Source organism: Mucilaginibacter phenanthrenivorans (assembly GCF_024721155.1).
Classification (GTDB): Bacteria; Bacteroidota; Bacteroidia; order Sphingobacteriales; family Sphingobacteriaceae; genus Mucilaginibacter; species Mucilaginibacter phenanthrenivorans.
Genome location: NZ_JAHVAP010000006.1, coordinates 74,189 through 95,816 on the forward strand (window position 1 = coordinate 74,189; position 21,628 = coordinate 95,816).

A 21,628-nucleotide genomic window follows, 5' to 3' on the forward strand; every position below is an offset into this window, starting at 1 on the left:
ATTAGCAACTTGCTCAAGAAAATAATTTTGCAAAGGTACGCTTTATTAGGGAGAAAAATTGAGGATGTATATTAATGAATTGTAAATATTTAAATATCAGGCGATTGCAGAGAATGATTAAACTTACGAAGTTTTAGAACCTTCGTAAGTTTCCCGATGGATCTATTTACGACACCGTTATCTCACCCCTGATATCTGTTTCCAAATATTGTTTCACATCCTGCGGATTTTCAAACTGGCCCAGCAAATACATCATTTTAGTAACAGCCGACTCGTATGTCATATCGTAACCGTTAGCAATGCCTACATCCTTGAGGTGCTTGCTGGTTTCGTAACGGCCAAGTTCAACCGTACCTACTTTACATTGCGATATATCCAGGATCACCTTGCCGCTGTCGATAGCATTTTTGAGCAGGTCGACAAACCATTGATCGGTAGTGGTATTGCCGGCGCCAAATGTTTCCATTACAATGCCTCTTACATCAGCAGTAAGGATGGTTTCCACAACCTTCGGGCTAATGCCTGGATACAGCTTTAACACAGCTACATCGCTTACCAGGTTTTTATGAACTTTAAGCCCTTCGCCTTCACGCGGATGCCTGATGTCGTTTGCGCTGAACCGCAGGTGCACGCCCGACTCCGCCAGGATCGGGTAGTTTGGCGAACGGAAAGCTTCGAATTTAGATGAGTTATATTTAAACGAGCGGTTCCCCCTGAATAATTTGTAATCAAAGTAGATACAAACCTCGGGCACACGGGCACGGTCGTGCTTTTTAGCTTTTGCAATTTCAATGGCCGTCATCAAATTTTCCTTTGCATCGGTGCGGATGGCACTTATTGGCAGCTGCGAGCCTGTGAATATTACAGGTTTACCCAGGTCCTCCAGCATAAAGCTAAGCACAGAGGCCGAAAATGCCATGGTATCTGACCCATGAAGGATCACGAAGCCGTCTACATCATCATAATTTGATTCAATAAGACTGGCCAGCTCGCTCCAGATGGCCGGGTTCATGTTCGATGAATCGATGATCTGCTCAAACGAGTGTACCTTAATTTTGCAATTAAGCTTTTCAAGCTCGGGCACATTATCCATTATCTGCTCAAAGTTGATCGGTTTAAGCACCTTTGTCTGCGGGTCGTTCATCATACCGATTGTCCCCCCGGTGTAAATGATCAAGATCTGGCTCATGTATATTAGGTTGTGTTAAAAATAAAGCTATCTAAAAACAATTAAATCCCAAACACCTTTTTCGAGTTTTCCGTGGTGATAGCGGCCACGGTTTCGAGGTCTGTTTGCTGCATTTCGGCAACCTTTTGCGCAATATAAATTAAATAAGAGCTTTCGTTAGGTTTGCCACGATACGGAACGGGTGTAAGGTACGGAGAATCTGTTTCTAAAACTATATTATCCAGGCTGATTTGTGCCACCACCTTATCAAGCCCCGCATTCTTATAGGTAACCACCCCGCCAATACCCAGGTAAAAGCCGATATCTATTAATTTATTGGCTTGTTCAAGAGTGCCGCCGAAGCAATGGAAAATGCCGCGCAGGTCATTGTCCTGTTCCTGCAGCAGTACTTCATATACCTCGTCGAAGGCATCGCGGCAGTGGATATCTATGGGCAGCTTTAATGCCTTAGCCCAGCCAATCTGCTTCTTAAATGCCTGGATTTGTTCTGTTAAATGGGTTTTATCCCAATACAGATCGATCCCTATTTCACCGATAGCATATATTTTATGCTGATGAAGGGCTTGTTCAATGGCTTCCAACTCTTCCTCCCACGTTTCCTTTACCGAACATGGATGTAAACCCATCATTGGGTAACACATATCCGGATAAGATGCCTGCAGCCCGAAAACCATAGGGATTGACGAGGCATCAACATTAGGTAAAAACAGGCGGTTAATTGAATTGTCTTTACAACGCTGTATCAACAGGGCTCTCTTAACCTCATCTGTTTCATAATACAAATGGGTATGCGTGTCGGTAAGTACCATGGCGCAAAAATAAGAAAGCCTCCCGATGTATCAGGAGGCTTTCATTTAATTTTTTGTTGTAGTAGCCTTCTTTTTATAAACGTGCTTTTTTGCAGCCGGCTTTTTTGCTGGCGCTGCAGCAACATGTTTTGCATGTACCACTTTTACAAGTTCGATATTAAATACCAAAGTGCTGAAAGGAGGTATTCCATTGTATCCCGGTTCGCCATAAGCAAGCTTTGATGGGATAACGAATATAGCCTTTGAGCCCTCGTTCAATAACTGCATGCCTTCGTCCCAGCCTGCAATAATGCCACCGGCGCCAATAACAAACTGAAGCGGCTCGTAGGTACGGCCGGGTTGCTGTAACCCTGCTGCTTTGGCATCTGCTTCAATATCAGAGTCAAATACCTTATCATCCAGGTTTTTACCTGTGTAATTTACATAAACAGTATCACCCTTAACCGGCTTAGGTTTTGTTGAAGCCTGGGTAATTACATATTTCAGGCCACTTGGTGTAGTCTGCAGGTTCAGCTTATGGTCGGCAATATATTTGGCCGAACCGGTAATTTCAGCCTGCACAAGGTCTGCTTTAAATTCATCTACCGTTTGGGCCTTCAGAATTTTAATGGTGAAATTCAGGTTGCTGCCCTTAGGAAAAAACGGTGGGCGCTGATCTTCATGTCCTTTAAATATTGAATCAGTAGGTAATTTTACCAAAGCACTATCATTTACAGTCAAAAGCGGGAAGATCTCCATCATATCACCAACATTTTGTGAGGGGTGGATTTGAGCGCGCCCCGGCTGGCCGCTTACATAAGTGCTATAAAGAACCGAATCCTTATCTGTTTTTTGGATATATTGAAAGGTAATAATGTCGCCATCCTTAACCCTGGCATTCGTACTATTAGTAAAAACCTTGTATAATGCCCCTTTAGGCGTATGCTGCATATCGGTTTGCGCACTGGCCCCAATCGCTATCATCAGCGTCAAAATCGATAGAATATATTTCATCATAAATAAAAAAAGCCTTCCTGTTGTAACAGGAAGGCGTGTATATAATTAAGAATTATTTTTTAACAGGTGCCTGTACTGTTGGCATTGCTGGTTGCGCAGGCTTTGGCGCGTTAGGGTTTGGGTGAATAATATCAACCACCTCAACATCAAACGCAAGCGGTGTGTAAGCCTGCATCATTTGGTTGCCCTGGTCGCCATAAGCAAGTTTTGACGGGATTACCAATGTAGCCTTTGTACCTTTGTTCAACAACATAAATCCTTCGGTAAATCCCTGGATCATTCCCGGAGCACCCAGCGCAAAACGAATTGGCTTGTAAGGGTTCATTGGGTTAATCTGCATTTTATTTTTGATGGCCTCAGCTTTTACACTAGTCTCAAAAATTTTACCATTCATAAATCTACCGGTATAGTTTACTACTATAGTATCACCAGTCGCGGGAAGTGGACCGCTGCCTTGTTGATTAATTACATAATTTAAGCCCGATGCGGTTGTAGTTACCTTAAGCTTGTTATCATCAATATACTTTTTGATTGAGGCGGGCTCTTTAGCTTTAGCTTCTTCTGAAATATTTTTTATGTAATCCTGGATGCGGCCCTGGAAAACAGGGTCGGTAAGGTTACCTTTTGCAATAACTTTTTCAATCTTTACTACATATACAAGGAATTTACCTTTCAACTCCTTTGGTCTTGGATGACCTTTTGACATTGAATCGATATTCACTTTGATCATAGCGCTGTCGCCTTCACTAAATGTGGAAAACGGAGTCATGATATTACCTTTACCTGTCAGCTTAGGAACGGCCATACGTATTGGCTGTCCTTTTTCATAGGTGCTCTGTAATACTGAATCGGCGTCAGTCTTAACAATAAAGTTAAATGATATAAAATCACCCTCCTTTATGCTGGGCCCTGATTTATCATCAAGGATTTTATATTCCATTCCGCCGTCGCCTTTGGTAAATCCACCATTACAGCTTGCTAAGGCAATTGCAGCAAGCGCTAAAAACACTAGTCTTTTTTTCATTTTTATTGCATTAATAGTTTTTTATACTCAGGTAATATTAATTTAAATTGGTTTACAACTTGTTCAAGGCTATCTGTTGATACCCCGCCGGCAGCATTGCGATGTCCGCCACCCTCGAAATATTTTTTACAGATTTCATTCGCCGGAAATTCCCCTTTCGACCGTAACGACAATTTTACCTTATCGTTCCGTTCAACAATAAAAGCCGCCAGCTTAATTCCTGCAATTGACAGCGCATAATTTACAATGCCTTCGGTATCGCCAGTAATAACATCATATTTTTCCAGGTCGGCCTTCGGCACTGCAATTATAGCAGTATTATATTCATAAAGCACTTCTAATCGTTCAGTAAGGCAAATACCTAAAAAACGTAAACGATTTTCTGACGAGTTTTTGTACATCAGCTCATGAATTTGCCAGTTTACAGCGCCTGCATCAATCAGGTCGGCAATTATCCGGTGAACGCCTGATGTTGTTTTAGGTAACGAGAACGAAGCAGAATCTGTCATGATCCCTGTATACAAACAGGTGGCAACATCCTTATTAATAAACTTCTTGTTGTGAAGTTCTTCGGTGATGAATGTATAGATCAATTGGGCAGTAGCACATGCGTTAATATCCCAATAGCGATAATCATCAAAATCCTGTGGTTCCAGGTGATGGTCTATCATTACTTTAAACGCGCTGCTCGCGCCCACCAGCTCACCCATTTCATTGATGCGGTTTAAGGCATTAAAGTCGAGGCAAAATATAATATCGGCATTAGCAATCAGTTCCGCTGATTGAGTAACATTTTCAGTATAAATGATGACCTCGCCATTACCGGGCAGCCAAAACAAAAATTCAGGATAATCGGTAGGAGTAATAACCTTAACATGATGCCCCTGCTGGATAAGATAATGATACAAACCCAAAGACGAGCCCATAGCATCACCATCAGGCTTATGATGGGTAGTAATTACTATTTTTTGTGGCTGCGCTAAAAGTTTTATAAGCGAGTCTGTATCTAACATCCGTTTTTAAAAAAGAGTTGCAAAGCTAAATAAATAAATCAAATACAAAATCTTAATTTAAAGCAAAACCTTTATGTTTCAATTGTAAAAAGCTACTTTTGCGGGAAAATGGCAATGGTTCATAGCCGATGGTTCATAGTTCATAGCCGGAAGTCGTAATACTTCGTAAGTTATCAAACTACCACAGCTGCCATGAACCATCAACTATGGGCCACGAACTGCTAAAAATACATAAAAGCAAAACACACAGATGAGTAATAAAACATTCACCATGATTAAGCCTGATGCTGTTGCAAACGGGCATATCGGAGCAATTTTAGATCAGATTATTAAGGCGGGCTTTAAAATCAATGCCATGAAATACATCGCATTGACTGAGCAAACCGCCGGAAAATTTTACGAAGTTCACAAGGAACGCCCTTTTTACGGCGAACTGGTACGCTTCATGTCATCAGGACCAATAGTGGCTGCCATTCTTGAAAAGGATAATGCAGTTGAAGATTTCCGTAAATTGATAGGTGCTACAGATCCTTCAAAAGCCGAACCAGGAACCATCCGCCAGCTGTTTGCCGAATCAATTGGTGCAAATGCTGTTCACGGATCAGACTCTGACGAAAACGCCCAAATTGAAGGCAGCTTCTTTTTTTCGGCATTAGAAAAGTTCTAATTTACTAGTTAACAGGATGTTTTATTAATAAAAACATCCTGTTATTTTGTTTTTTGAAAATAAGTCTCTATTTTTATTGAGATTTTGCAGAAGTGTATTCTTGCAGAAGCCCCCTTTAATTGTAAACTGGAACTAAAATTATGAGATTACTGCTTAAATATATATTGTATTTACTACTTATAATCGTTTTGGTTTCGGGCACTATATTACTTTATAGAACCCACCCCGAAGCGCAACTCGCTTTTATTCTTCCGGGATTATTTATCCTTGCGTTCTCAAGAATGAGCGATGATTTAAACTTCAGATCGTTTTTCCCAAGGTGGACTAGAGGAAAATAATTTCCTCAACCAGTATTCCCTTAGCTTCGTCATTTATCTTATCTATTATTTGCGTACGCATCATCATCAACTCGTTTTTTATAACGGACGATTCAACGCGCAGGAACAGTTTTTTATCGTGGATAAATAATTCCTTTGTACGGTTTGCCATGGGTTTACCAACCAACTCGGGCCAATGGGCCACTATTGATGTTTCATCAAACTTCCGTTTGATCTTGTAAACATTAAGCATTTGCTCAATAGCTTCCTTTAATGATTTATCATTTGCCTTACGCATCTATTTCTCCCCCCTTTACTTTAAACAGCGTAATTGCTACACCTATATTATCAAATATACCCCTAACCCGCCCTTCACTAGTATCAGTAATAAATACCTGGCCAAAATCGTGGTTTGATATCATTTGCATTAGTTTGGTAACGCGCTGATCGTCCAGCTTATCAAAAATATCATCAAGCAGCAAAATGGGCTTAAATTTATTCTGCTGATCAAGGAAACTATACTGCGCCAGTTTTAATGCTATCAGGAAGGATTTTTGCTGCCCCTGCGAGCCAAACTTTTTCATCGGCATACCATGAATGGCAAATACCAGGTCGTCCTTATGGATACCGGCATTGGTGCGTTCGAGTACCCTGTCCTTCTCTATGTTTTTCTTCAATAAAGAGGCGAGATTATTTTGCAGTAACTGCGATTCATATACCATTTCCACCTGCTCAGCATCCTCACTTAAAAACCGGTAGTGCTTGTTAAATATTTCGGTAAAGCGCTCCATAAAAAGCTTACGCTTCTCAAAAATGCGATTCCCCGAAAGCGTTAACTGTTCATCGAGTACTTCCATTAATCCGGGGTCGTAACGCCCCGTATCAGCTATTTGCTTTAGCAGTGCATTTCGGTTAGCCAATACCTTATTATATACCAGCAATTCGTCGAGGTACACATTATCGGTTTGTGAGATCACATTATCGATAAACTTACGCCGCTCATCGCTTCCCTCAATAATAATGCTGATATCGTAAGGCGATACCATTACCAAAGGCAGCAGGCCAATATGATCTGCAAGCCGGGTATAATCCTTCTTATTACGCTTAAATTGCTTTTTCTGGTTACGCTTTACCGAGCAGGCTATGTGTTCAATTTTACCATCCCGGTTAAAATTGCCGGTTATTATAAAAAAATCAGTTGCCTGTTTAATCTGCTGACTGTCTATCGGGTTAAAATAGCTTTTACATAACGACAGGTAATAAATAGCATCAAGCAAATTGGTTTTGCCGGCGCCATTATTACCGGTAAAAACATTCACGCCCTCGCTAAAGGTTAACCCTGCTTCTGCATAATTTTTAAAGTTGATGACCGATAACTGCTTTAGATACATAGAACGGGTAAAGTTAGTGATTAGCGATTAGAGATCAGAGATTAGTTTAAAATGCGTTTATTTTCGTATTGCAAGGGCCTAATCTCTAATTAACTAGTCTCTAGCCGTGCCCATAAATATTTAATTTAAAAGGTATTGATAAAAATTTTGAAAACTGTATTTTTGCAAACTTAATTTTAGAGAAGAAATGTCAAAAACCCAGGCGAATACCAAGGTAGTAGTGCAAGAAAAGAATTTTGGGCAAACCGGTAAGTTTGTTCGCGAGAACCAAAAGAGTCTAATATTTATAGTAGGTGCTATAGTAATAATGATTATTGCTTATGTTGCCTATCAAAAATTTTATATAGCCCCGCAGGAAGTTAAAGCTTCCAACCAAATGCATGTTGCACAGGATTACTGGGCTAAAAAAGAGTGGGACAAGGCTATCAAAGGTTATGACAGCTACCCTGGTTTTGAAAAGATCATTTCTGATTACGGCAACACAAAAGCTGCTAATCTTGCCTATTTCTATTTAGGTATTGCTTACTTAAACAAAGGCGAATTTCAAAAAGCTATCGATAATTTAACAAACTATCGCGGAAACGACGGCATGGTTGCAGCAGAAGCGCTTGGCGGTACTGCTGATGCATACGTTGAATTGAAGGACTTCGATAAAGCATCAACCTATTTCAAAAAAGCTGCTGACAAAGCAAACAATAAATTTTTGACTCCGCTGTACCTTAAAAAGCTTGGCTTAGTTTACGAAGCACAGAACAATAACAAGGACGCTGACGATACTTACAAAAAAATAAAAAGCGACTATCCTGAAAGTACCGAAGCACAAAGCATCGACGCATTTATAGCACGTACTGAAGCGAAACTTTAGAATTTCGGAAGTCGGATGTTCGATTTCGGATTTATTTGAATTCGAAATTGAACATCCGGATCGTTCTAACTCCGAAATAGAAAATTCGAAATCCGAAATACAACATGGCTACCAGTCTTAAAAACTTATCTGATTTTTCTGAAACAGAAGTACCATCGGCCGCACCATACCATTTTGGGATAGTTGTTGCCGAGTGGAACCCCAATATTACAAATGCCTTATACCAGGGGGCATTTGACAGCCTGCTGGAACACGGCGCATTAAAAGAAAACATTCATGTATATCCTGTCCCGGGCAGCTTTGAATTAACGTCTGGCGCTGATTTATTATTAAAAAACAGTAAACTGGATGCAGTTATTTGCCTTGGCTGTGTTATACAGGGCGAAACCAGGCATTTCGATTTTATTTGCAATGCTGTAGCTAATGGCTTAAGTAATGTTGCAATAAAATACTCAAAACCAGTTATATTTGGTGTATTAACTACCGACAACCAGCAGCAGGCTGTTGAGCGTGCGGGAGGCAAACATGGAAATAAAGGTGTTGAAGGTGCTGTAACTGCCATAAAAATGGCTTATCTTGCAGAAACATTAAACGGCTAATTTTCGTAAAAGAACTAAGACGAATAAAAACATGAAGAAAGTAATTTACATCGCTCTTATCGCTTTAGTATTAGGCAGCATGGCTTCATGCTCCAACAAACTGTGCCCGGCTTATGGCTCTTACCCTAAAAGCGGGCGCTAACAGTTAAATGTCATTTTTTAATAATTGCCTAAAACCACAACAGGTTTTGTGTTGTTTTGTATTTTAATTGGGCAATAATCCTTATAAATTTTATGAATTGGACATCGCTGGAGTCGGCAGAGCAAATTAATGCTATAAAAGGACAGGAAGGGTATAGTTTAATATTTAAACACAGCACCCGTTGCTCCATCAGTATGATGGTGAAAAAACGCTTCGAATTGGATTGGGATAAACTTCCCAATAACATCCCCCTATATTTTCTCGATCTTATAAAATACCGCGATCTCTCCAACCAGATCGCTTCAGATTTTATCGTTCATCACGAATCCCCTCAAATGCTGGTAATAAAAGACGGCGAATGTGTGCTTGATCTTTCGCATGGCGAGGTTTCTGTTGATGAGGCGATGTCAGTGATTGGGTAGTCCGAAAGATTTTAAAAGCTATAAAGCGTTTATATTTTGAGGAATTTCGAGTTTTTCCATCGATTTCGATCCAACAACTTGAAGCTCTTTTATTTTATCTGTAATTAGTGTAAACTCTTTCTTTCCGACTTTCGGACTTTCCCGACTCTCGGACTTTTTACATACTTTTGTATCATGATTGAATTGCCGGTTGTTCCTGCTGCAAGCCAGGCCCAGCGTAAGCCTGATTGGCTTAGGGTGAAGCTTCCTATCGGAAAAGAATACGCACATGTTCGTGGTTTGGTTGATGAGCATAAGCTGCACACCATTTGCGAAAGCGGTAATTGCCCTAACATGGGCGAATGCTGGGGTGCGGGTACTGCCACCTTTATGATATTAGGCAATATTTGCACACGTTCCTGCTCATTTTGTGCCGTTGCTACCGGGCGCCCATTGGCAGTTGATACCGATGAGCCAAACCGCGTCGCAAATTCAGTGAAGCTGATGCAGGTTAAGCATTGCGTTATTACCTCAGTCGACCGTGATGACCTTAAGGATGGTGGTTCCATAATCTGGGCTGAAACCATAAATGCTATTCGCCGGGAAAGCCCTGACACCACCCTGGAAACTTTATTGCCCGATTTCAGAGGAAACTGGGAAAACCTTGCCCGCGTATTGGAAACCAGGCCCGAAGTTGTTTCACACAACCTGGAAACGGTAAGACGCCTGACAAAGGAAGTACGTATCCAGGCTAAATATGATCGCAGTCTTGACTGTTTAAGGCATGTATCACAGGCAGGACTTCGTACCAAATCAGGCATCATGCTGGGTTTGGGCGAAACAGAAGCTGACGTGTTGGAAGCCATGGACGATTTATTGGAAGCGGGCGTACAGATCCTTACTTTAGGACAGTATTTGCAGCCTACGCGTAATCATCACCCGGTAATAGACTGGATCCATCCGGATCAATTTGACAGATACAAACAATTTGGGTTAGATAAGGGTTTCAGGTATGTAGAAAGCGGACCGCTTGTTCGGTCTTCTTATCATGCAGAGAAACACCTGTTTGAAATTTGATGATACATTTCATATCTTGAACCCGAATTGAGTAAGAAACGAAAAATATCGCTATCGGAAGAGGAATTGGTGCTTGCACTAAGGAATCGTGAAAAAATCGCTATCGAGGCGTTGTACGATATGTATTCGTCATCTTTATATGGCGTTATCTCCCGTATAATAACTGATACGGCCGCCGCCGAAGATGTGCTGCAGGAAACCTTCGTAAAGATCTGGCATTCGTTTTCGAGCTATAGCACCGAAAAAGGCCGTTTGTTCACCTGGATGGTGAATATTGCGCGCAACCTGGCCATAGATAAATTAAGATCGAAGGATTTTAAGAATCAAAATAAAAACCAGGAACTCGAAAATAACGTAACTTTCATAGACGAACAAAGAAACACGGTTTACAAACCTGAGCTATTGGGTATTAAGGAGTTAGTAGAAACACTAAAGCCTGAACAGAAGTCGATTCTTGATCTCGTGTATTTTAAGGGATATACCCACGTGGAGGCCGCCGATGAATTGGGCGTACCGCTTGGCACCATTAAAACACGGCTTAGGATGGCTATACTCCAACTCAGAAAACATTTTAATTGAAGGGGAAAGTGGAAGATATTAAGGCATATATAGAATCGGGCATTTTGGAACTTTATGTTCTTGGGGATATTACCCCGGAAGAAAAGTTGCAAGTGGAGACTATGGCTGCTAATCATCCGGTGATAAAGGCTGAACTGGACGATATTGAGCGCTCGATGGAGCAATATGCTGAACATAATGCAGTTGAGCCTTCAGAACAATTGCGTAGCAGGGTGCTAAACAGCATACTTACAAATTTCGGCGATGACCGTAATTTTGATGCGAAAAACGAACCAGTTGTAAACAACGTTGTTGCGCTGCCAACGCAAAAGCCAAACAATTTTTATAAATACGCATTTGCAGCTTGCCTTGCCTTATTAATAGCAAGCGGCATAGCTTTGATGAATTTATATAATAAACTACAGGAGTCAAATACGCAAATAGCTATTTTGCAATCAAATAACCAACATATTGCCAACAGGGTAAATTTTGTGGAAGGCGAATTAGGTATCCTTCGCGATACTTCCTTTAAGTTCCTCAAGTTAAATGCAACAGCACATGCACCTGCAGGCGCCGCTGTTACTATTGCATGGAGCCCCGCAAAGAAAAAGGTAATGATTGATATGGCAAGCTTAAAAATGCCATTGAATGATAAGGCTCACCAATACCAGCTTTGGGCCATTGTTGCCGGAAAGCCTGTTGATCTTGGTGTTTTTGATGCAAATCCTGATTCTACCGACATGAAAGAGATGAAGGAGATAGCTGCAGTAAAAACGGATGCCTTTGCTGTAACCCTCGAGCCGCGCGGCGGAAGCGTTAACCCTACCATGGATGAGATGATGGTATTGGGTAAGTTTTAGGTTGATTAAGTTAGAATAAGTTGATTAGGTTGATTGAGTTTTAAAAACTTGGTCATCCCCGCAATACGAACTTAGTAAACTTAATCTAACCCATTCCAACTTAATCAACTCCAAAAAAAATTATTTTCTTAAAACAATCTGCAAACCAAGTTGTTGTTCAGCTAATTTTACATCTACCAAAGTCGCTGAATAAATTTTTACTGTTTTTTGTAACTAAACAAATAGTCCAAACGTCTTATAGATATAAAATTTGAATACGGCTTTTGCTATCAATAAAATGATGTCAAAAAAAGTGTTTACAATCGCCCCATTGAGTATTTTGTTCTTTATAAGATCAGTTAATAGTTAAAAAAGGTTGTACGATACTTACAACCTTTTTTTATGCCATTAATTTTGCCATTGTTGCCGGCAAACGCGCGGCCAATTGTGCGGGCATCACCACATTCAACCTGTTTGGCAGGGCCAGCTCGTCGCCAGCTTTACCATGTACATAAGCGCCTATTATACAGGCTTCCTCCGAAGAATATTTTTGAGCCAATAAAGAAGTGATTATCCCGGTAAGTACATCGCCCATGCCACCTGTTGCCATGGCGGCATTGCTGGTGGTATTAAAATACACCTTACCGGTGGGTGTTATTATTATTGTATAGTCATTTTTTAGCAGGATATAAAGCCCGAGTTCCTTAGCCTTAACAAGTCCGGTTTGAATGCGGCTCCACCAATTGGCATGATCGCCAAACAGCCGATCAAACTCCTTCATGTGAGGAGTTAAAATACTATTGGGGGGAATTTCGCTCCAGAGTTCCCCATGCGTTGCAAGCAGGTTAAGCGCATCTGCATCAATTACGATGGGTTTCTCATAGTTTGTTAAAACATCGGCAAACAAAGCCAGCGCATCTTCCTGCTTTCCTAAACCCGGGCCAATTCCTATCGAACTAAATTTATCCCATTCAATAACCGGCACTTCTGCTCCGTTGCGCACCATAGCCATCAGCTCCGGCATGTAGCTGTTCAAAGCCGTCAATCCACTTTTAGGCACGCAGGCTGTAGTTAATCCCGAGCCAGCATAAGCACAGGCAGCAGCGCTTAGCAAGGCCGCTCCCATGGTTTCTTCCTGTCCCGCCACTATAAGGGCATGACCATAAGTACCTTTATTGCTGAACTTATGCCTTGGCTTTAACAATTTACGAATATCCTTTTCCTCGACAGCCTGGTATGGTGAATTTAACGAGCGCACAAATTTTTCATCAATACCTATGTTAACTACCTCCCAGCAATCGATATAAGGCGTCGAATCCGGGAGTAAAAAATTGATCTTGGGCTGTTGAAATGTGATCACCAAATCTGCCTTTATAATAATGGCATCCGGTTGTATTTCTCCCTCGGAGAAAAAGCCTGTCGGCACATCAACGGCTACTATTGTAGTCTTTAAACTGTTTAGATAATTAACCAACCGTTTATAATCGCCTTCAAGTGGCTTGTTCAACCCGCTACCGAGCAGGGCATCAATGATTATTGGGCTACTTTCCGGCGGTAAGCCTTCCCCCGGTTTTATTTCTGTAAGCGAAATTGTGGTTTGCTGCAGCCTGTCAAAATTCGTATTAAAATCATCAGACGCCTTGTCCGAAAAACGGGCAACCTTAACATTTATCGATTTGTATTGATGCTCATTCAGCATCCTGGCAATAGCCAGTCCGTCGCCGCCGTTGTTGCCGGTGCCGCAATAAACGCTGATGGCCTTCTTTTTATCCGGGAAATGATTCACAAACCAGCCGACAAAAGCCTTTGACGCACGTTCCATTAAATCAACAGAACTTATGGGCTCATTGGCTATAGTATAGGCGTCGCCTTCGCGAATTTGGGGAGAAGTTAACAATGGTAACATATAAGCTAAAGTTACGATTGTTTGGTTTTGTTTGGAGAATTAATAATGATATCTGCATTGTAGTATAACAATAGCATTATCATCAATTTTATATACCAGCCTATGTTCGAGATTTATCCGCCGTGACCACCAGCCGGCAAAATTGTGTTTTAGGGGTTCCGGTTTTCCACTCCCCTCAAATGGAATCCGCTCGATTTCTTTTAATAATGAATTGACTTTGTTTAATGTTGCCTTATCAGTGTTTTGCCAGTATAGATAGTCTTCCCAGGCCTGATCAAGAAAAACTATCTTCATTCTTCGATAAGCTTTCTTTCTTTACCTAGCCCATTTTCATAATCCTCAAGGCTTTTTAGCAATCTAGCAGCATTCTTCGGACTTTTAAGCAAATAAAAGGTCTCCTCCATACTTTCATAATCGGACTTTGAAAGTACAACCACGTCTTCCCCATTAGCACTAGTAACAAAAAGAGGAGTGTGATTATTTCTTACCTTATCCAGGTATGACTTTAATTGTTGGCGAAAATTTGTGTAAGTGGTAACCTGCATTACTATCGATTTTCAATAAAGGTATAAAACGAATTTAATATGTACAACTTTCTGTACATGTTATTTCACTCCCATTTCCTTTTTCAGAAATTGCCCGGTAAAGCTTTCCTTAACCTTGCACAAACCTTCAGGTGTACCGCTGAACAGGATCTTGCCGCCACCTGAACCACCTTCTGGACCAAGATCAATCACATGATCCACCACCTTAATTACATCCAGGTTGTGTTCAATTACCAATACCGTGTTGCCTTTATCAACCAATTGTTGCAGTACGCCAAGCAGCACATTAATGTCCTCAAAATGCAATCCCGTTGTCGGCTCATCAAGGATATAAAATGTATTGCCGGTGTCTTTTTTGGAAAGCTCCGAAGCCAGCTTAACACGCTGTGCCTCACCGCCGGACAATGTAGTTGACGACTGCCCCAAAGTAATATAACCCAAGCCCACATCAAACAGTGTTTTTACCTTACGGTAGATGGCAGGAATATGCTCAAAAAATGGCGTAGCATCCTCAATGCTCATGTCCAGCACATCGCTGATTGATTTGCCACGATAACGTACTTCCAGCGTTTCCCGGTTGTACCTTCTGCCGCCGCATTCTTCGCAAGGCACCTGTACATCGGGCAAAAAGTTCATTTCTATAACCTTCAATCCGGCACCCTGGCAGGTTTCGCAACGCCCCCCCTTTACGTTAAACGAAAAACGGCCGGGTTTATATCCCCTGATCCTTGATTCGGGTAGCTGTACGTATAAATTACGGATATCAGAAAACACGCCTGTATAAGTCGCAGGGTTCGAGCGCGGCGTACGGCCGATAGGCGTTTGATCTATCTCGATCACCTTATCTATATGCTCCAGCCCCTCTATTTTTTCGTAAGGAAGCGGGTGCTTTTTAGCCCTAAAAAAATGATGGTTTAAAACTGGGTAAAGTGTTTCAGTAATTAAGCTTGATTTACCGCTGCCGGATACGCCGGTGATGCCTATCAATTTACCCAAAGGGAAATCAACCGACACCTTTTTCAAATTATGACCCGTAGCCTTCTTGAGACTCAATGTTTTTCCATTACCCTCGCGCCTTGTTTCAGGGATGGCAATTTCACGCTCACCGTTTATATAGGATGTGGTAAGCGTATGCGCCTTCATCAATTCTTCAGGTGTGCCTTGTGCAACTATCTGGCCGCCGTGTACACCTGCTGCCGGGCCCATATCGATCACATGGTCGGCATGTAATATCATATCCTTATCGTGTTCAACTACCAATACGGTATTGCCGAGATCACGCAGGTTTTTAAGGGCATTAATTAAACGTTCGTTATCACGCTGGTGCAAACCGATACTTGGCTCATCCAGGATATACATTACGTTCATTAACTGCGACCCAATCTGCGTAGCCAGCCTGATGCGCTGCGCCTCACCGCCTGATAACGTTTTCGCAGTGCGATCAAGCGTTAGGTAGTTCAGGCCAACATCTAACAGGAAAACTATCCTTGCGCGGATCTCCTTCAGGATCTCCTTTGCGATAACGTTCTGACGTTCGGTGAGGCGGTCTTCCAAATTGGCAAACCATTCCTGTAGCGTACGGATGTCCATACAGGCCAGTTCGAAAATATTTTTATCATCAACCTTAAAATGCAGCGATTCCTTTTTCAAACGGGCGCCATCACAGGTGGGGCAGGTTCTGAGCACGCGATAGTTTTCCATATCGTCCATGCCTTCCTCGCTCCTCCGTTCCTGCTGCTCCTCCAGCATTCGGATAATCCCGTCGAACGATACCTGGTAGCTTTGCACGTTCCATTTATTGTACTCAACCGCAACAGTGATCATTTCTGTCGATCCGTTAAGGATGATATCGATATGATCGCGTGAAAGTTTTTCTATAGGGGTTGACAAAGAAAATTCATATTTTTTGGCCAGCGCCTTTAACACCTGGAAGATCCAGGTTTCGCGGTACTCACCAATTGGCGCTAAACCACCATTCAAAATACTTAGCTTAGGATTTGGAATAACCGACGCCTCATCAACCTCAAAAATATACCCTAACCCGTTACATTTTTCGCAGGCGCCGTAGGGCGAGTTAAATGAAAATGTATTTGGCTGTGGCTCATCGTATGAGATACCCGAGATCGGGTCCATCAAATACTTGCTGTAATAGGCTACATTATTATCCTTATCCCCTATCCGGATGATTCCCTTTGCAATTTTTAAGGCCGCTTGTATGGATGTATACAAACGTTTGGTATTGTCTTCACTGATCACCAAACGGTCTACAACAATATCAATATCATGGATCTTATACCTGTCCAGCTGCATTTTTGGTTCCACGTCCGCCATTGCACCATCAATCCAAACTTTGAGGTAGCCCTGCTTGCGGATCTGCTCAAAAAGCTCACGATAATGCCCCTTCCTCGCTTTTACCACAGGCGCAAGGATATTTACCGGTTGCCCGTCAAATTTCTCCGTAATAGTTTTCAGGATCTGGTCTTCAGACATGCGCTCCATCTTCTCGCCGCTCACATATGAGTAAGCCTCTCCTGTACGCGCAAAAAGCAAACGCATAAAATCATAGATCTCGGTTATCGTCCCAACTGTCGACCTTGGGTTTTTGCTGGTAGTTTTTTGTTCGATAGCAATCACCGGGCTAAGGCCCGATACTTTATCTACATCCGGACGCTCCATCCCTCCCATAAACTGACGGGAGTAAGCCGAAAACGTCTCCATGTAACGGCGCTGCCCTTCGGCGTAAATAGTATCAAATGCCAAAGAAGATTTCCCGCTACCGCTCAGGCCGGTAATTACCACCAGCTGGTTGCGCGGAAATGAAACATCGATATTTTTTAAATTATGTACCCTGGCCCCGTATACTTCAACTTCGTTTTGCTCGCCCAGGTCGATGGATGTTTTGTTCATATTTTCAATTGGTGATTTAGTGATTTAGTGAATTAGTGATTGAAAATAACCGAGTCGCTAATCCATTAAATCAACAAAATGAGCTAGCAGACAGACAATTTATTTAAATACAATAAAGGCAAATTCACTAAATCGCTAATTCAATAATTCACTAACTATTTCCCCGCAAATATACGCAAAAAAAGGCCGATCTCCCTCCGGAAGATCGGCCTCAAAGTGCTCCGTAATATAAATTTACCTTAGGCGGATAAAAATCCGCTTGTTAGTTAACTGCCAGCAGTTCAAATGATCCGCTGCTTAAATCTTTTATTGCGTAATAGTCGTAGCCGTACTTTTTCGGCTGTGTGATGATGGCCTTCATAGCAATCAGGTTGTATACATAATTACCGGTTTCACGGTTCAAATGCATCCGGAAATAATTATCCTCGTTCTGCCTATTGATGCTCTTCGCGAGTTTTATCGATCCGTTGTTGTAAGCAGCAGCGGCCAATGTCCAGCTGTTAAACTCAACATATAACTCCTTGATGTACTTACAAGCCGCACCGGTAGATTTGCGAATATTCAGCCGCTCATCAATTCCATGTCCCACTTTAAGTCCATAGGTACGCGCGGTGCCCGGCATAAACTGCCAAAGCCCTCTTGCACCCCTCGGAGATGTACCTTCGCATAAACCTGATTCCACCAGGGGAATGTATTTAAAGTCGTCGGGAATTCCGTAGGCTTTTAGGATCGGCTCAATAATAGGGAATAATTTTTCTGCCTTGCTTTGCAGAATATTCGATTGAACGCATTTAAAACTATGCATCTGAAGCGAACGCTTCAACTTGCGGGTTACACCTGCATCCCTAACCGGTACCGCCTCATTGGCGAAACTGTATTCATTTACAACCTCATTGCTTTTGTAAATAAATGTCGAGATGCGCGGGCTTAATTTTACCGTTTTTGCAACCGGTAAAGGAGCCTTTTCGTTGCGAATATTTGCGGTTGGCACGGCCTTTGTTCCACAAATATTGATCGCTGAAATGATAACCAGCAACACTATTACGGAGCACGTAATTAAGTGTCTCTTAGTCATTTCTTTTTTATCCATAAATTACACATTTGGTAGAATGTGCTGCAAAGGTAACTTATATAAGTCAGATTATCAAATACTTACCTCTGCGGCACGTTTTTAACACCTTGGTTTTCGGTTCAAAAACTTGGTTTAAAACGTTTAAACGGCGATTTTGTTCATTGTAAAAAAATTATAAAAATCACTCAAAAAACCCTAACTTTGACCCTCACGCTGCGAAAGCGCAAACAAAAAAATTATGGCATTTAACAGACCAGGGAACAGTCGCGACGACAAATCCGGCAGATCATCAAACAGGGCTCCAAAGGCCGGTGACAAGCCAAAAAGATCACCCTCAACAAGAGGAAATTCTACAGGTTCCGATCAAACCAAAAGCTCCCGACCATCAAAAAAATATAACAGCGAAGCTCCCGGCGAAAAAAGATCTTTTTCATCGCCCGGAAAAAGTAGCTATGATAAGCCTGCCAGCAGCTTCAGCGGCGGCCCTGGCGAGAAGAAAGCATTCAGCGGAAAAAGCAGGCCATATAGCGGCCGTCCGTCAGATGGTGAATCATCCGGCGAGAAAAAAGCATTCGCTCCTAAAGGCAGGCCATATACCGGCAGAGTAGCCGACAATGATCCAAGACCAGGCAAAAGCTTTGGTGGCGGAGACAAAAAACCATTTACATCGCGCAAATCAACAGGATCATTTGATGCTGACGACAGACCCAAAAGAAACTTCGGTGGTGCAGGAGCAGGTGATAAAAAACCTTTTGCATCCCGTGGAAAATCAACCGGCTCATTTAATGCCGAGGACAAACCTAAAAGAAGCTTTGGCGGCGAAAGAACAACTGATAAAAAATTCAGCGACAGGCCAGCAACAGGCGCAGGTTTTAAAAGACCAGCCAGCGACAGGCCTTACGATGCTGATAAGCCACAGCGTAAATCAAAATACGATAAAATAACTCCGGACCGTGATGCACCCGTAAAAACCTTACGCGGCCGCAAGAACAGCCCGGAACCTAAAGATACCGGCCTCATCAGGCTTAACCGCTACATTTCAAATGCAGGCATCTGCTCCCGCCGTAAGGCTGATGAGCTGATTGCAGCAGGCGTAGTATCTGTAAACGGCACCGTGATCAACGAGCTTGGCCACAAGGTTGATCCATTTAAGGATGAGATCCGCTATAATGGTGAGTTGTTGAAACGCGAAAAAATGGTTTATGTATTGTTAAATAAGCCAAAGGATTATATAACGACTACTGAAGACCCGCAGGAACGCCGTACCGTAATGCACCTGGTTGAAAAAGCCAGCAAGGAACGCATTTATCCCGTTGGTCGTTTAGACAGGAATACAACGGGTTTATTGTTGATGACCAATGACGGCGACCTTGCCGACAAGCTTTCACACCCACGCAACAGCATTGTTAAATTATACCAGGTTGAGCTGAACAAGAGCTTAACGCAAGGCGATATGAACAAGATCGGCTTTGGTTTGGAATTGGAAGATGGGTTAATCAAGCCTGATTCTATCTCCTACGTTGCAGGCGGTTCAAAACGTGAGGTAGGTATCCAGATCCATAGCGGTAAAAACCGTATTGTACGCCGCATATTTGAAAGCTTAGGCTACGAAGTGGTAAAGCTTGACAGGGCTGTATACGCCAACCTTACCAAAAAAGACCTTCCCCGCGGAAGGTGGCGCTTTTTGGAAGAAAAGGAAGTGATCCAGTTGAAGCATCTTATTTAGTTGATTAGAGACTAGTTAATTAGAGATTAGTTCTTGTCTGTAGTATAAAACAACGCCCTTGCAAACATTGCAGGGGCGTTTTTATTTCATATCTAATCGCAGTCAGGCTCTCCAATAAAAAACTAATCTCTAATATTTGGTTGACTAGAGGTTAGTTAATTAGAGATTAGGTTCTGTCCTTTGTAAATAAAAATGGCCCGTGTAGCGCTGTAAGGGTCATTTTATTTAAGGTTTAACCATTGCCAGGCTCTCCAATAAAAAACTAATCTCTAATTAACTAACCTCTTATCACTATATTGCATCCAATTACCAATTCGTCTATACAATGAAAAAATTCCTGGTATTAATTTCACTGCTATTCCCTGCGCTTATTTATGCGCAAAAAAAGAAAACCGGACCAACTTCCTTTGATCTATTGATCGGCACCTATACCAAAGGCAAAAGCAAGGGCATTTACGTGTACCGTTTTTACCCGGAATCAGGCAGAACGGCCTATTTGAACGAGATTGATGACGTGAGCAATCCATCTTATCTTACTGTTGCCAACAACAACAAGTTTGTTTACGCGGTAAATGAAAATGGAAAGAATGGCGAAGTAAGTGCATTTAAATTTGATGCAAAGCAGGGCAAATTGGAGTTTATCAATAAACAATCATCCCTTGGCGCCGATCCTTGCTATATTTCTGTTGATAAGGATCAGAAAAGTGCTTTTGTTGCCAATTACAGCAGCGGCACAATTGCGGTGCTGCCTATAAATAAAGACGGATCATTGGCCGCTTGTGTTCAAACCATACACGATGACGGACATGGTGTAGATAAGGAAAGACAAGAGTCGGCGCACGTACATACTGCCGTGCTTTCGCCTGATGAAAAATATGTGCTCTATACCGACCTTGGTACCGACAAGCTGAATGTTACCCGGTACAAACCGGGTAAGGATAGCCCGCTAACCGGCGTAAAACCTCCCTTCGTAAGTATAAAACCAGGCGATGGCCCAAGGCACCTGGTGTTTTCGAACGACAAAAAACACGTTTACCTGCTTACCGAAATGGGCTCGAATATTCATGTGTTTGACTACGACGGCGGCAAGCTGAAGGAAAAGCAAACGGCTTCCTTTTTACCGGCAGGCTTTACAGGGAAAACTGCAGGGGCAGCTGTCAAGCTTTCACCCGATGGCAAATTCCTATACGCATCAAACCGTTTGGAAACCAATAATATTACAGTATTTGCTATAGACGAGTTAACAGGCGAGCTTACCCAGGTTCAACAGGTGCCAACAATTGGCAAAAACCCGCGCGATTTTGCTATCGACCCAACCGGCAGTTTTTTATTAGTCGCCAACCAGGATAGTGATAGTATTTTTACCTACAGGATAGATAAAACTACAGGAAAATTAACAATGATAGGATTGCATATTGAAATCGGGAACCCTGTTTGTTTGAAATTTACTGCGGCGGAGTAATCCTCGCCTACATGTCATTGCGAGTTGTAAAATCCGCTGGATTGCGAGGAGGAAATGACAAGGGTGGGATGTCATGGTGAGCTTGTCGAACCACGACGCGGGCAAAGGCCTCTGCACCCTGCT

The 21,628-nt window shown here is 42.2% G+C and carries 21 protein-coding genes; 9 read left to right on the forward strand and 12 right to left on the reverse strand.

Features of this window, described 5'->3' with window-relative positions; translation table 11 throughout:
- Nucleotides 1–166 precede the first annotated feature (166 nt).
- The 5 genes from KXD93_RS15745 to KXD93_RS15765 are packed head-to-tail and all read right to left on the reverse strand — an operon-like array spanning nt 167 to nt 5,031.
- Nucleotides 167–1,189, reverse strand: a complete 1,023-nt coding sequence (locus KXD93_RS15745; RefSeq protein ID WP_258138171.1) for an asparaginase — start codon at nt 1,187–1,189, stop codon at nt 167–169.
- 41 nt (nt 1,190–1,230) lie between these two features.
- Nucleotides 1,231–1,998, reverse strand: coding sequence for a TatD family hydrolase (locus tag KXD93_RS15750; RefSeq protein ID WP_258138172.1), 768 nt, complete (start codon nt 1,996–1,998; stop codon nt 1,231–1,233).
- A gap of 45 nt (nt 1,999–2,043) precedes the next feature.
- Nucleotides 2,044–2,994 (reverse strand): FKBP-type peptidyl-prolyl cis-trans isomerase, encoded by a 951-nt coding sequence (locus KXD93_RS15755; protein WP_258138173.1) that lies wholly within the window; start codon nt 2,992–2,994, stop codon nt 2,044–2,046.
- A gap of 52 nt (nt 2,995–3,046) precedes the next feature.
- Nucleotides 3,047–4,018 carry an FKBP-type peptidyl-prolyl cis-trans isomerase gene (locus KXD93_RS15760; protein ID WP_258138174.1) on the reverse strand — a complete coding sequence of 324 codons (972 nt, stop codon included), beginning with the start codon at nt 4,016–4,018 and terminating at the stop codon, nt 3,047–3,049.
- Nucleotides 4,019–4,020: 2 nt separating this feature from the next.
- Nucleotides 4,021–5,031 (reverse strand): DHH family phosphoesterase, encoded by a 1,011-nt coding sequence (locus KXD93_RS15765; protein WP_258138176.1) that lies wholly within the window; start codon nt 5,029–5,031, stop codon nt 4,021–4,023.
- A gap of 250 nt (nt 5,032–5,281) precedes the next feature.
- Here KXD93_RS15765 and KXD93_RS15770 point away from each other — a divergent pair, with 250 nt between their 5' ends.
- Nucleotides 5,282–5,698: a nucleoside-diphosphate kinase gene (locus KXD93_RS15770; protein ID WP_258138177.1), complete on the forward strand. Its 417-nt coding sequence runs from the start codon at nt 5,282–5,284 to the stop codon at nt 5,696–5,698.
- Nucleotides 5,699–6,022: 324 nt separating this feature from the next.
- Here the strand turns inward: KXD93_RS15770 and KXD93_RS15775 are convergent, their stop codons facing one another.
- Together KXD93_RS15775 and recF are read right to left on the reverse strand one after the other, a co-directional pair.
- On the reverse strand, nt 6,023–6,313 hold the full coding sequence (locus tag KXD93_RS15775; protein WP_258138178.1) for a DciA family protein: 291 nt from the start codon (nt 6,311–6,313) through the stop codon (nt 6,023–6,025).
- Complete coding sequence (gene recF / locus KXD93_RS15780) at nt 6,306–7,406, reverse strand: DNA replication/repair protein RecF (protein WP_258138179.1); 1,101 nt, start codon at nt 7,404–7,406, stop codon at nt 6,306–6,308. The genes KXD93_RS15775 and recF overlap by 8 nt, the downstream gene beginning before the upstream one ends.
- Before the next feature lie 187 nt (nt 7,407–7,593).
- Here recF and KXD93_RS15785 point away from each other — a divergent pair, with 187 nt between their 5' ends.
- From KXD93_RS15785 to KXD93_RS15810, 6 genes are all read left to right on the forward strand, one after another.
- Nucleotides 7,594–8,271 carry a tetratricopeptide repeat protein gene (locus KXD93_RS15785; RefSeq protein WP_258138180.1) on the forward strand — a complete coding sequence of 226 codons (678 nt, stop codon included), beginning with the start codon at nt 7,594–7,596 and terminating at the stop codon, nt 8,269–8,271.
- A 104-nt stretch (nt 8,272–8,375) separates the two neighbouring features.
- Complete coding sequence (gene ribH, locus KXD93_RS15790; RefSeq protein ID WP_258138181.1) at nt 8,376–8,870, forward strand: 6,7-dimethyl-8-ribityllumazine synthase; 495 nt, start codon at nt 8,376–8,378, stop codon at nt 8,868–8,870.
- Nucleotides 8,871–9,104: 234 nt separating this feature from the next.
- Nucleotides 9,105–9,434 (forward strand): bacillithiol system redox-active protein YtxJ, encoded by a 330-nt coding sequence (gene ytxJ, locus KXD93_RS15795; protein WP_258138182.1) that lies wholly within the window; start codon nt 9,105–9,107, stop codon nt 9,432–9,434.
- A gap of 174 nt (nt 9,435–9,608) precedes the next feature.
- The gene (lipA, locus tag KXD93_RS15800) at nt 9,609–10,490 is read left to right on the forward strand and encodes a lipoyl synthase (RefSeq protein ID WP_258138183.1); all 882 of its coding nucleotides are present in this window, start codon (nt 9,609–9,611) and stop codon (nt 10,488–10,490) included.
- Between the two features lie 27 nt (nt 10,491–10,517).
- A complete protein-coding gene (locus tag KXD93_RS15805; RefSeq protein WP_258138184.1) occupies nt 10,518–11,069 on the forward strand; it encodes an RNA polymerase sigma factor in 552 nt (183 codons plus the stop codon).
- 8 nt (nt 11,070–11,077) lie between these two features.
- Nucleotides 11,078–11,908, forward strand: a complete 831-nt coding sequence (locus KXD93_RS15810) for an anti-sigma factor (protein ID WP_258138185.1) — start codon at nt 11,078–11,080, stop codon at nt 11,906–11,908.
- A gap of 379 nt (nt 11,909–12,287) precedes the next feature.
- Here the strand turns inward: KXD93_RS15810 and KXD93_RS15815 are convergent, their stop codons facing one another.
- From KXD93_RS15815 to KXD93_RS15835, 5 genes are all read right to left on the reverse strand, one after another.
- The gene (locus tag KXD93_RS15815; protein WP_258138186.1) at nt 12,288–13,793 is read right to left on the reverse strand and encodes an NAD(P)H-hydrate dehydratase; all 1,506 of its coding nucleotides are present in this window, start codon (nt 13,791–13,793) and stop codon (nt 12,288–12,290) included.
- Between the two features lie 39 nt (nt 13,794–13,832).
- Nucleotides 13,833–14,087: a Txe/YoeB family addiction module toxin gene (locus KXD93_RS15820; protein ID WP_258138187.1), complete on the reverse strand. Its 255-nt coding sequence runs from the start codon at nt 14,085–14,087 to the stop codon at nt 13,833–13,835.
- The gene (locus KXD93_RS15825) at nt 14,084–14,338 is read right to left on the reverse strand and encodes a type II toxin-antitoxin system Phd/YefM family antitoxin (protein WP_258138189.1); all 255 of its coding nucleotides are present in this window, start codon (nt 14,336–14,338) and stop codon (nt 14,084–14,086) included. Before KXD93_RS15825 ends, KXD93_RS15820 begins: the two co-directional genes overlap by 4 nt.
- A 60-nt stretch (nt 14,339–14,398) precedes the next feature.
- Nucleotides 14,399–17,245, reverse strand: coding sequence for an excinuclease ABC subunit UvrA (gene uvrA, locus KXD93_RS15830; RefSeq protein WP_258138190.1), 2,847 nt, complete (start codon nt 17,243–17,245; stop codon nt 14,399–14,401).
- A 262-nt stretch (nt 17,246–17,507) separates the two neighbouring features.
- The gene (locus KXD93_RS15835) at nt 17,508–18,320 is read right to left on the reverse strand and encodes a lytic transglycosylase domain-containing protein (RefSeq protein WP_258138192.1); all 813 of its coding nucleotides are present in this window, start codon (nt 18,318–18,320) and stop codon (nt 17,508–17,510) included.
- A 235-nt stretch (nt 18,321–18,555) separates the two neighbouring features.
- Between KXD93_RS15835 and KXD93_RS15840 the strand changes: the two genes are divergently transcribed.
- Both KXD93_RS15840 and KXD93_RS15845 read left to right on the forward strand, forming a co-directional pair.
- Nucleotides 18,556–20,043 (forward strand): pseudouridine synthase, encoded by a 1,488-nt coding sequence (locus KXD93_RS15840; RefSeq protein ID WP_258138193.1) that lies wholly within the window; start codon nt 18,556–18,558, stop codon nt 20,041–20,043.
- Nucleotides 20,044–20,368: 325 nt separating this feature from the next.
- Complete coding sequence (locus KXD93_RS15845; RefSeq protein ID WP_258138195.1) at nt 20,369–21,505, forward strand: lactonase family protein; 1,137 nt, start codon at nt 20,369–20,371, stop codon at nt 21,503–21,505.
- The last annotated feature ends 123 nt before the right edge of the window (nt 21,506–21,628 follow it).

Bases quoted from the DNA above. Each gene is read 5' to 3' on its own strand.
- KXD93_RS15750 (WP_258138172.1), bottom strand. From the start codon at position 1,998: ATGGTACTTACCGACACGCATACCCATTTGTATTATGAAACAGATGAG.
- KXD93_RS15755 (WP_258138173.1), bottom strand. From the start codon at position 2,994: ATGATGAAATATATTCTATCGATTTTGACGCTGATGATAGCGATTGGG.
- KXD93_RS15770 (WP_258138177.1), top strand. From the start codon at position 5,282: ATGAGTAATAAAACATTCACCATGATTAAGCCTGATGCTGTTGCAAAC.
- KXD93_RS15820 (WP_258138187.1), bottom strand. From the start codon at position 14,087: ATGAAGATAGTTTTTCTTGATCAGGCCTGGGAAGACTATCTATACTGG.
- ribH (WP_258138181.1), top strand. From the start codon at position 8,376: ATGGCTACCAGTCTTAAAAACTTATCTGATTTTTCTGAAACAGAAGTA.
- KXD93_RS15765 (WP_258138176.1), bottom strand. From the start codon at position 5,031: ATGTTAGATACAGACTCGCTTATAAAACTTTTAGCGCAGCCACAAAAA.
- KXD93_RS15835 (WP_258138192.1), bottom strand. From the start codon at position 18,320: ATGACTAAGAGACACTTAATTACGTGCTCCGTAATAGTGTTGCTGGTT.
- KXD93_RS15785 (WP_258138180.1), top strand. From the start codon at position 7,594: ATGTCAAAAACCCAGGCGAATACCAAGGTAGTAGTGCAAGAAAAGAAT.
- KXD93_RS15745 (WP_258138171.1), bottom strand. From the start codon at position 1,189: ATGAGCCAGATCTTGATCATTTACACCGGGGGGACAATCGGTATGATG.
- recF (WP_258138179.1), bottom strand. From the start codon at position 7,406: ATGTATCTAAAGCAGTTATCGGTCATCAACTTTAAAAATTATGCAGAA.
- KXD93_RS15845 (WP_258138195.1), top strand. From the start codon at position 20,369: ATGAAAAAATTCCTGGTATTAATTTCACTGCTATTCCCTGCGCTTATT.
- KXD93_RS15760 (WP_258138174.1), bottom strand. From the start codon at position 4,018: ATGAAAAAAAGACTAGTGTTTTTAGCGCTTGCTGCAATTGCCTTAGCA.
- lipA (WP_258138183.1), top strand. From the start codon at position 9,609: ATGATTGAATTGCCGGTTGTTCCTGCTGCAAGCCAGGCCCAGCGTAAG.
- uvrA (WP_258138190.1), bottom strand. From the start codon at position 17,245: ATGAACAAAACATCCATCGACCTGGGCGAGCAAAACGAAGTTGAAGTA.
- ytxJ (WP_258138182.1), top strand. From the start codon at position 9,105: ATGAATTGGACATCGCTGGAGTCGGCAGAGCAAATTAATGCTATAAAA.
- KXD93_RS15840 (WP_258138193.1), top strand. From the start codon at position 18,556: ATGGCATTTAACAGACCAGGGAACAGTCGCGACGACAAATCCGGCAGA.
- KXD93_RS15815 (WP_258138186.1), bottom strand. From the start codon at position 13,793: ATGTTACCATTGTTAACTTCTCCCCAAATTCGCGAAGGCGACGCCTAT.
- KXD93_RS15775 (WP_258138178.1), bottom strand. From the start codon at position 6,313: ATGCGTAAGGCAAATGATAAATCATTAAAGGAAGCTATTGAGCAAATG.
- KXD93_RS15825 (WP_258138189.1), bottom strand. From the start codon at position 14,338: ATGCAGGTTACCACTTACACAAATTTTCGCCAACAATTAAAGTCATAC.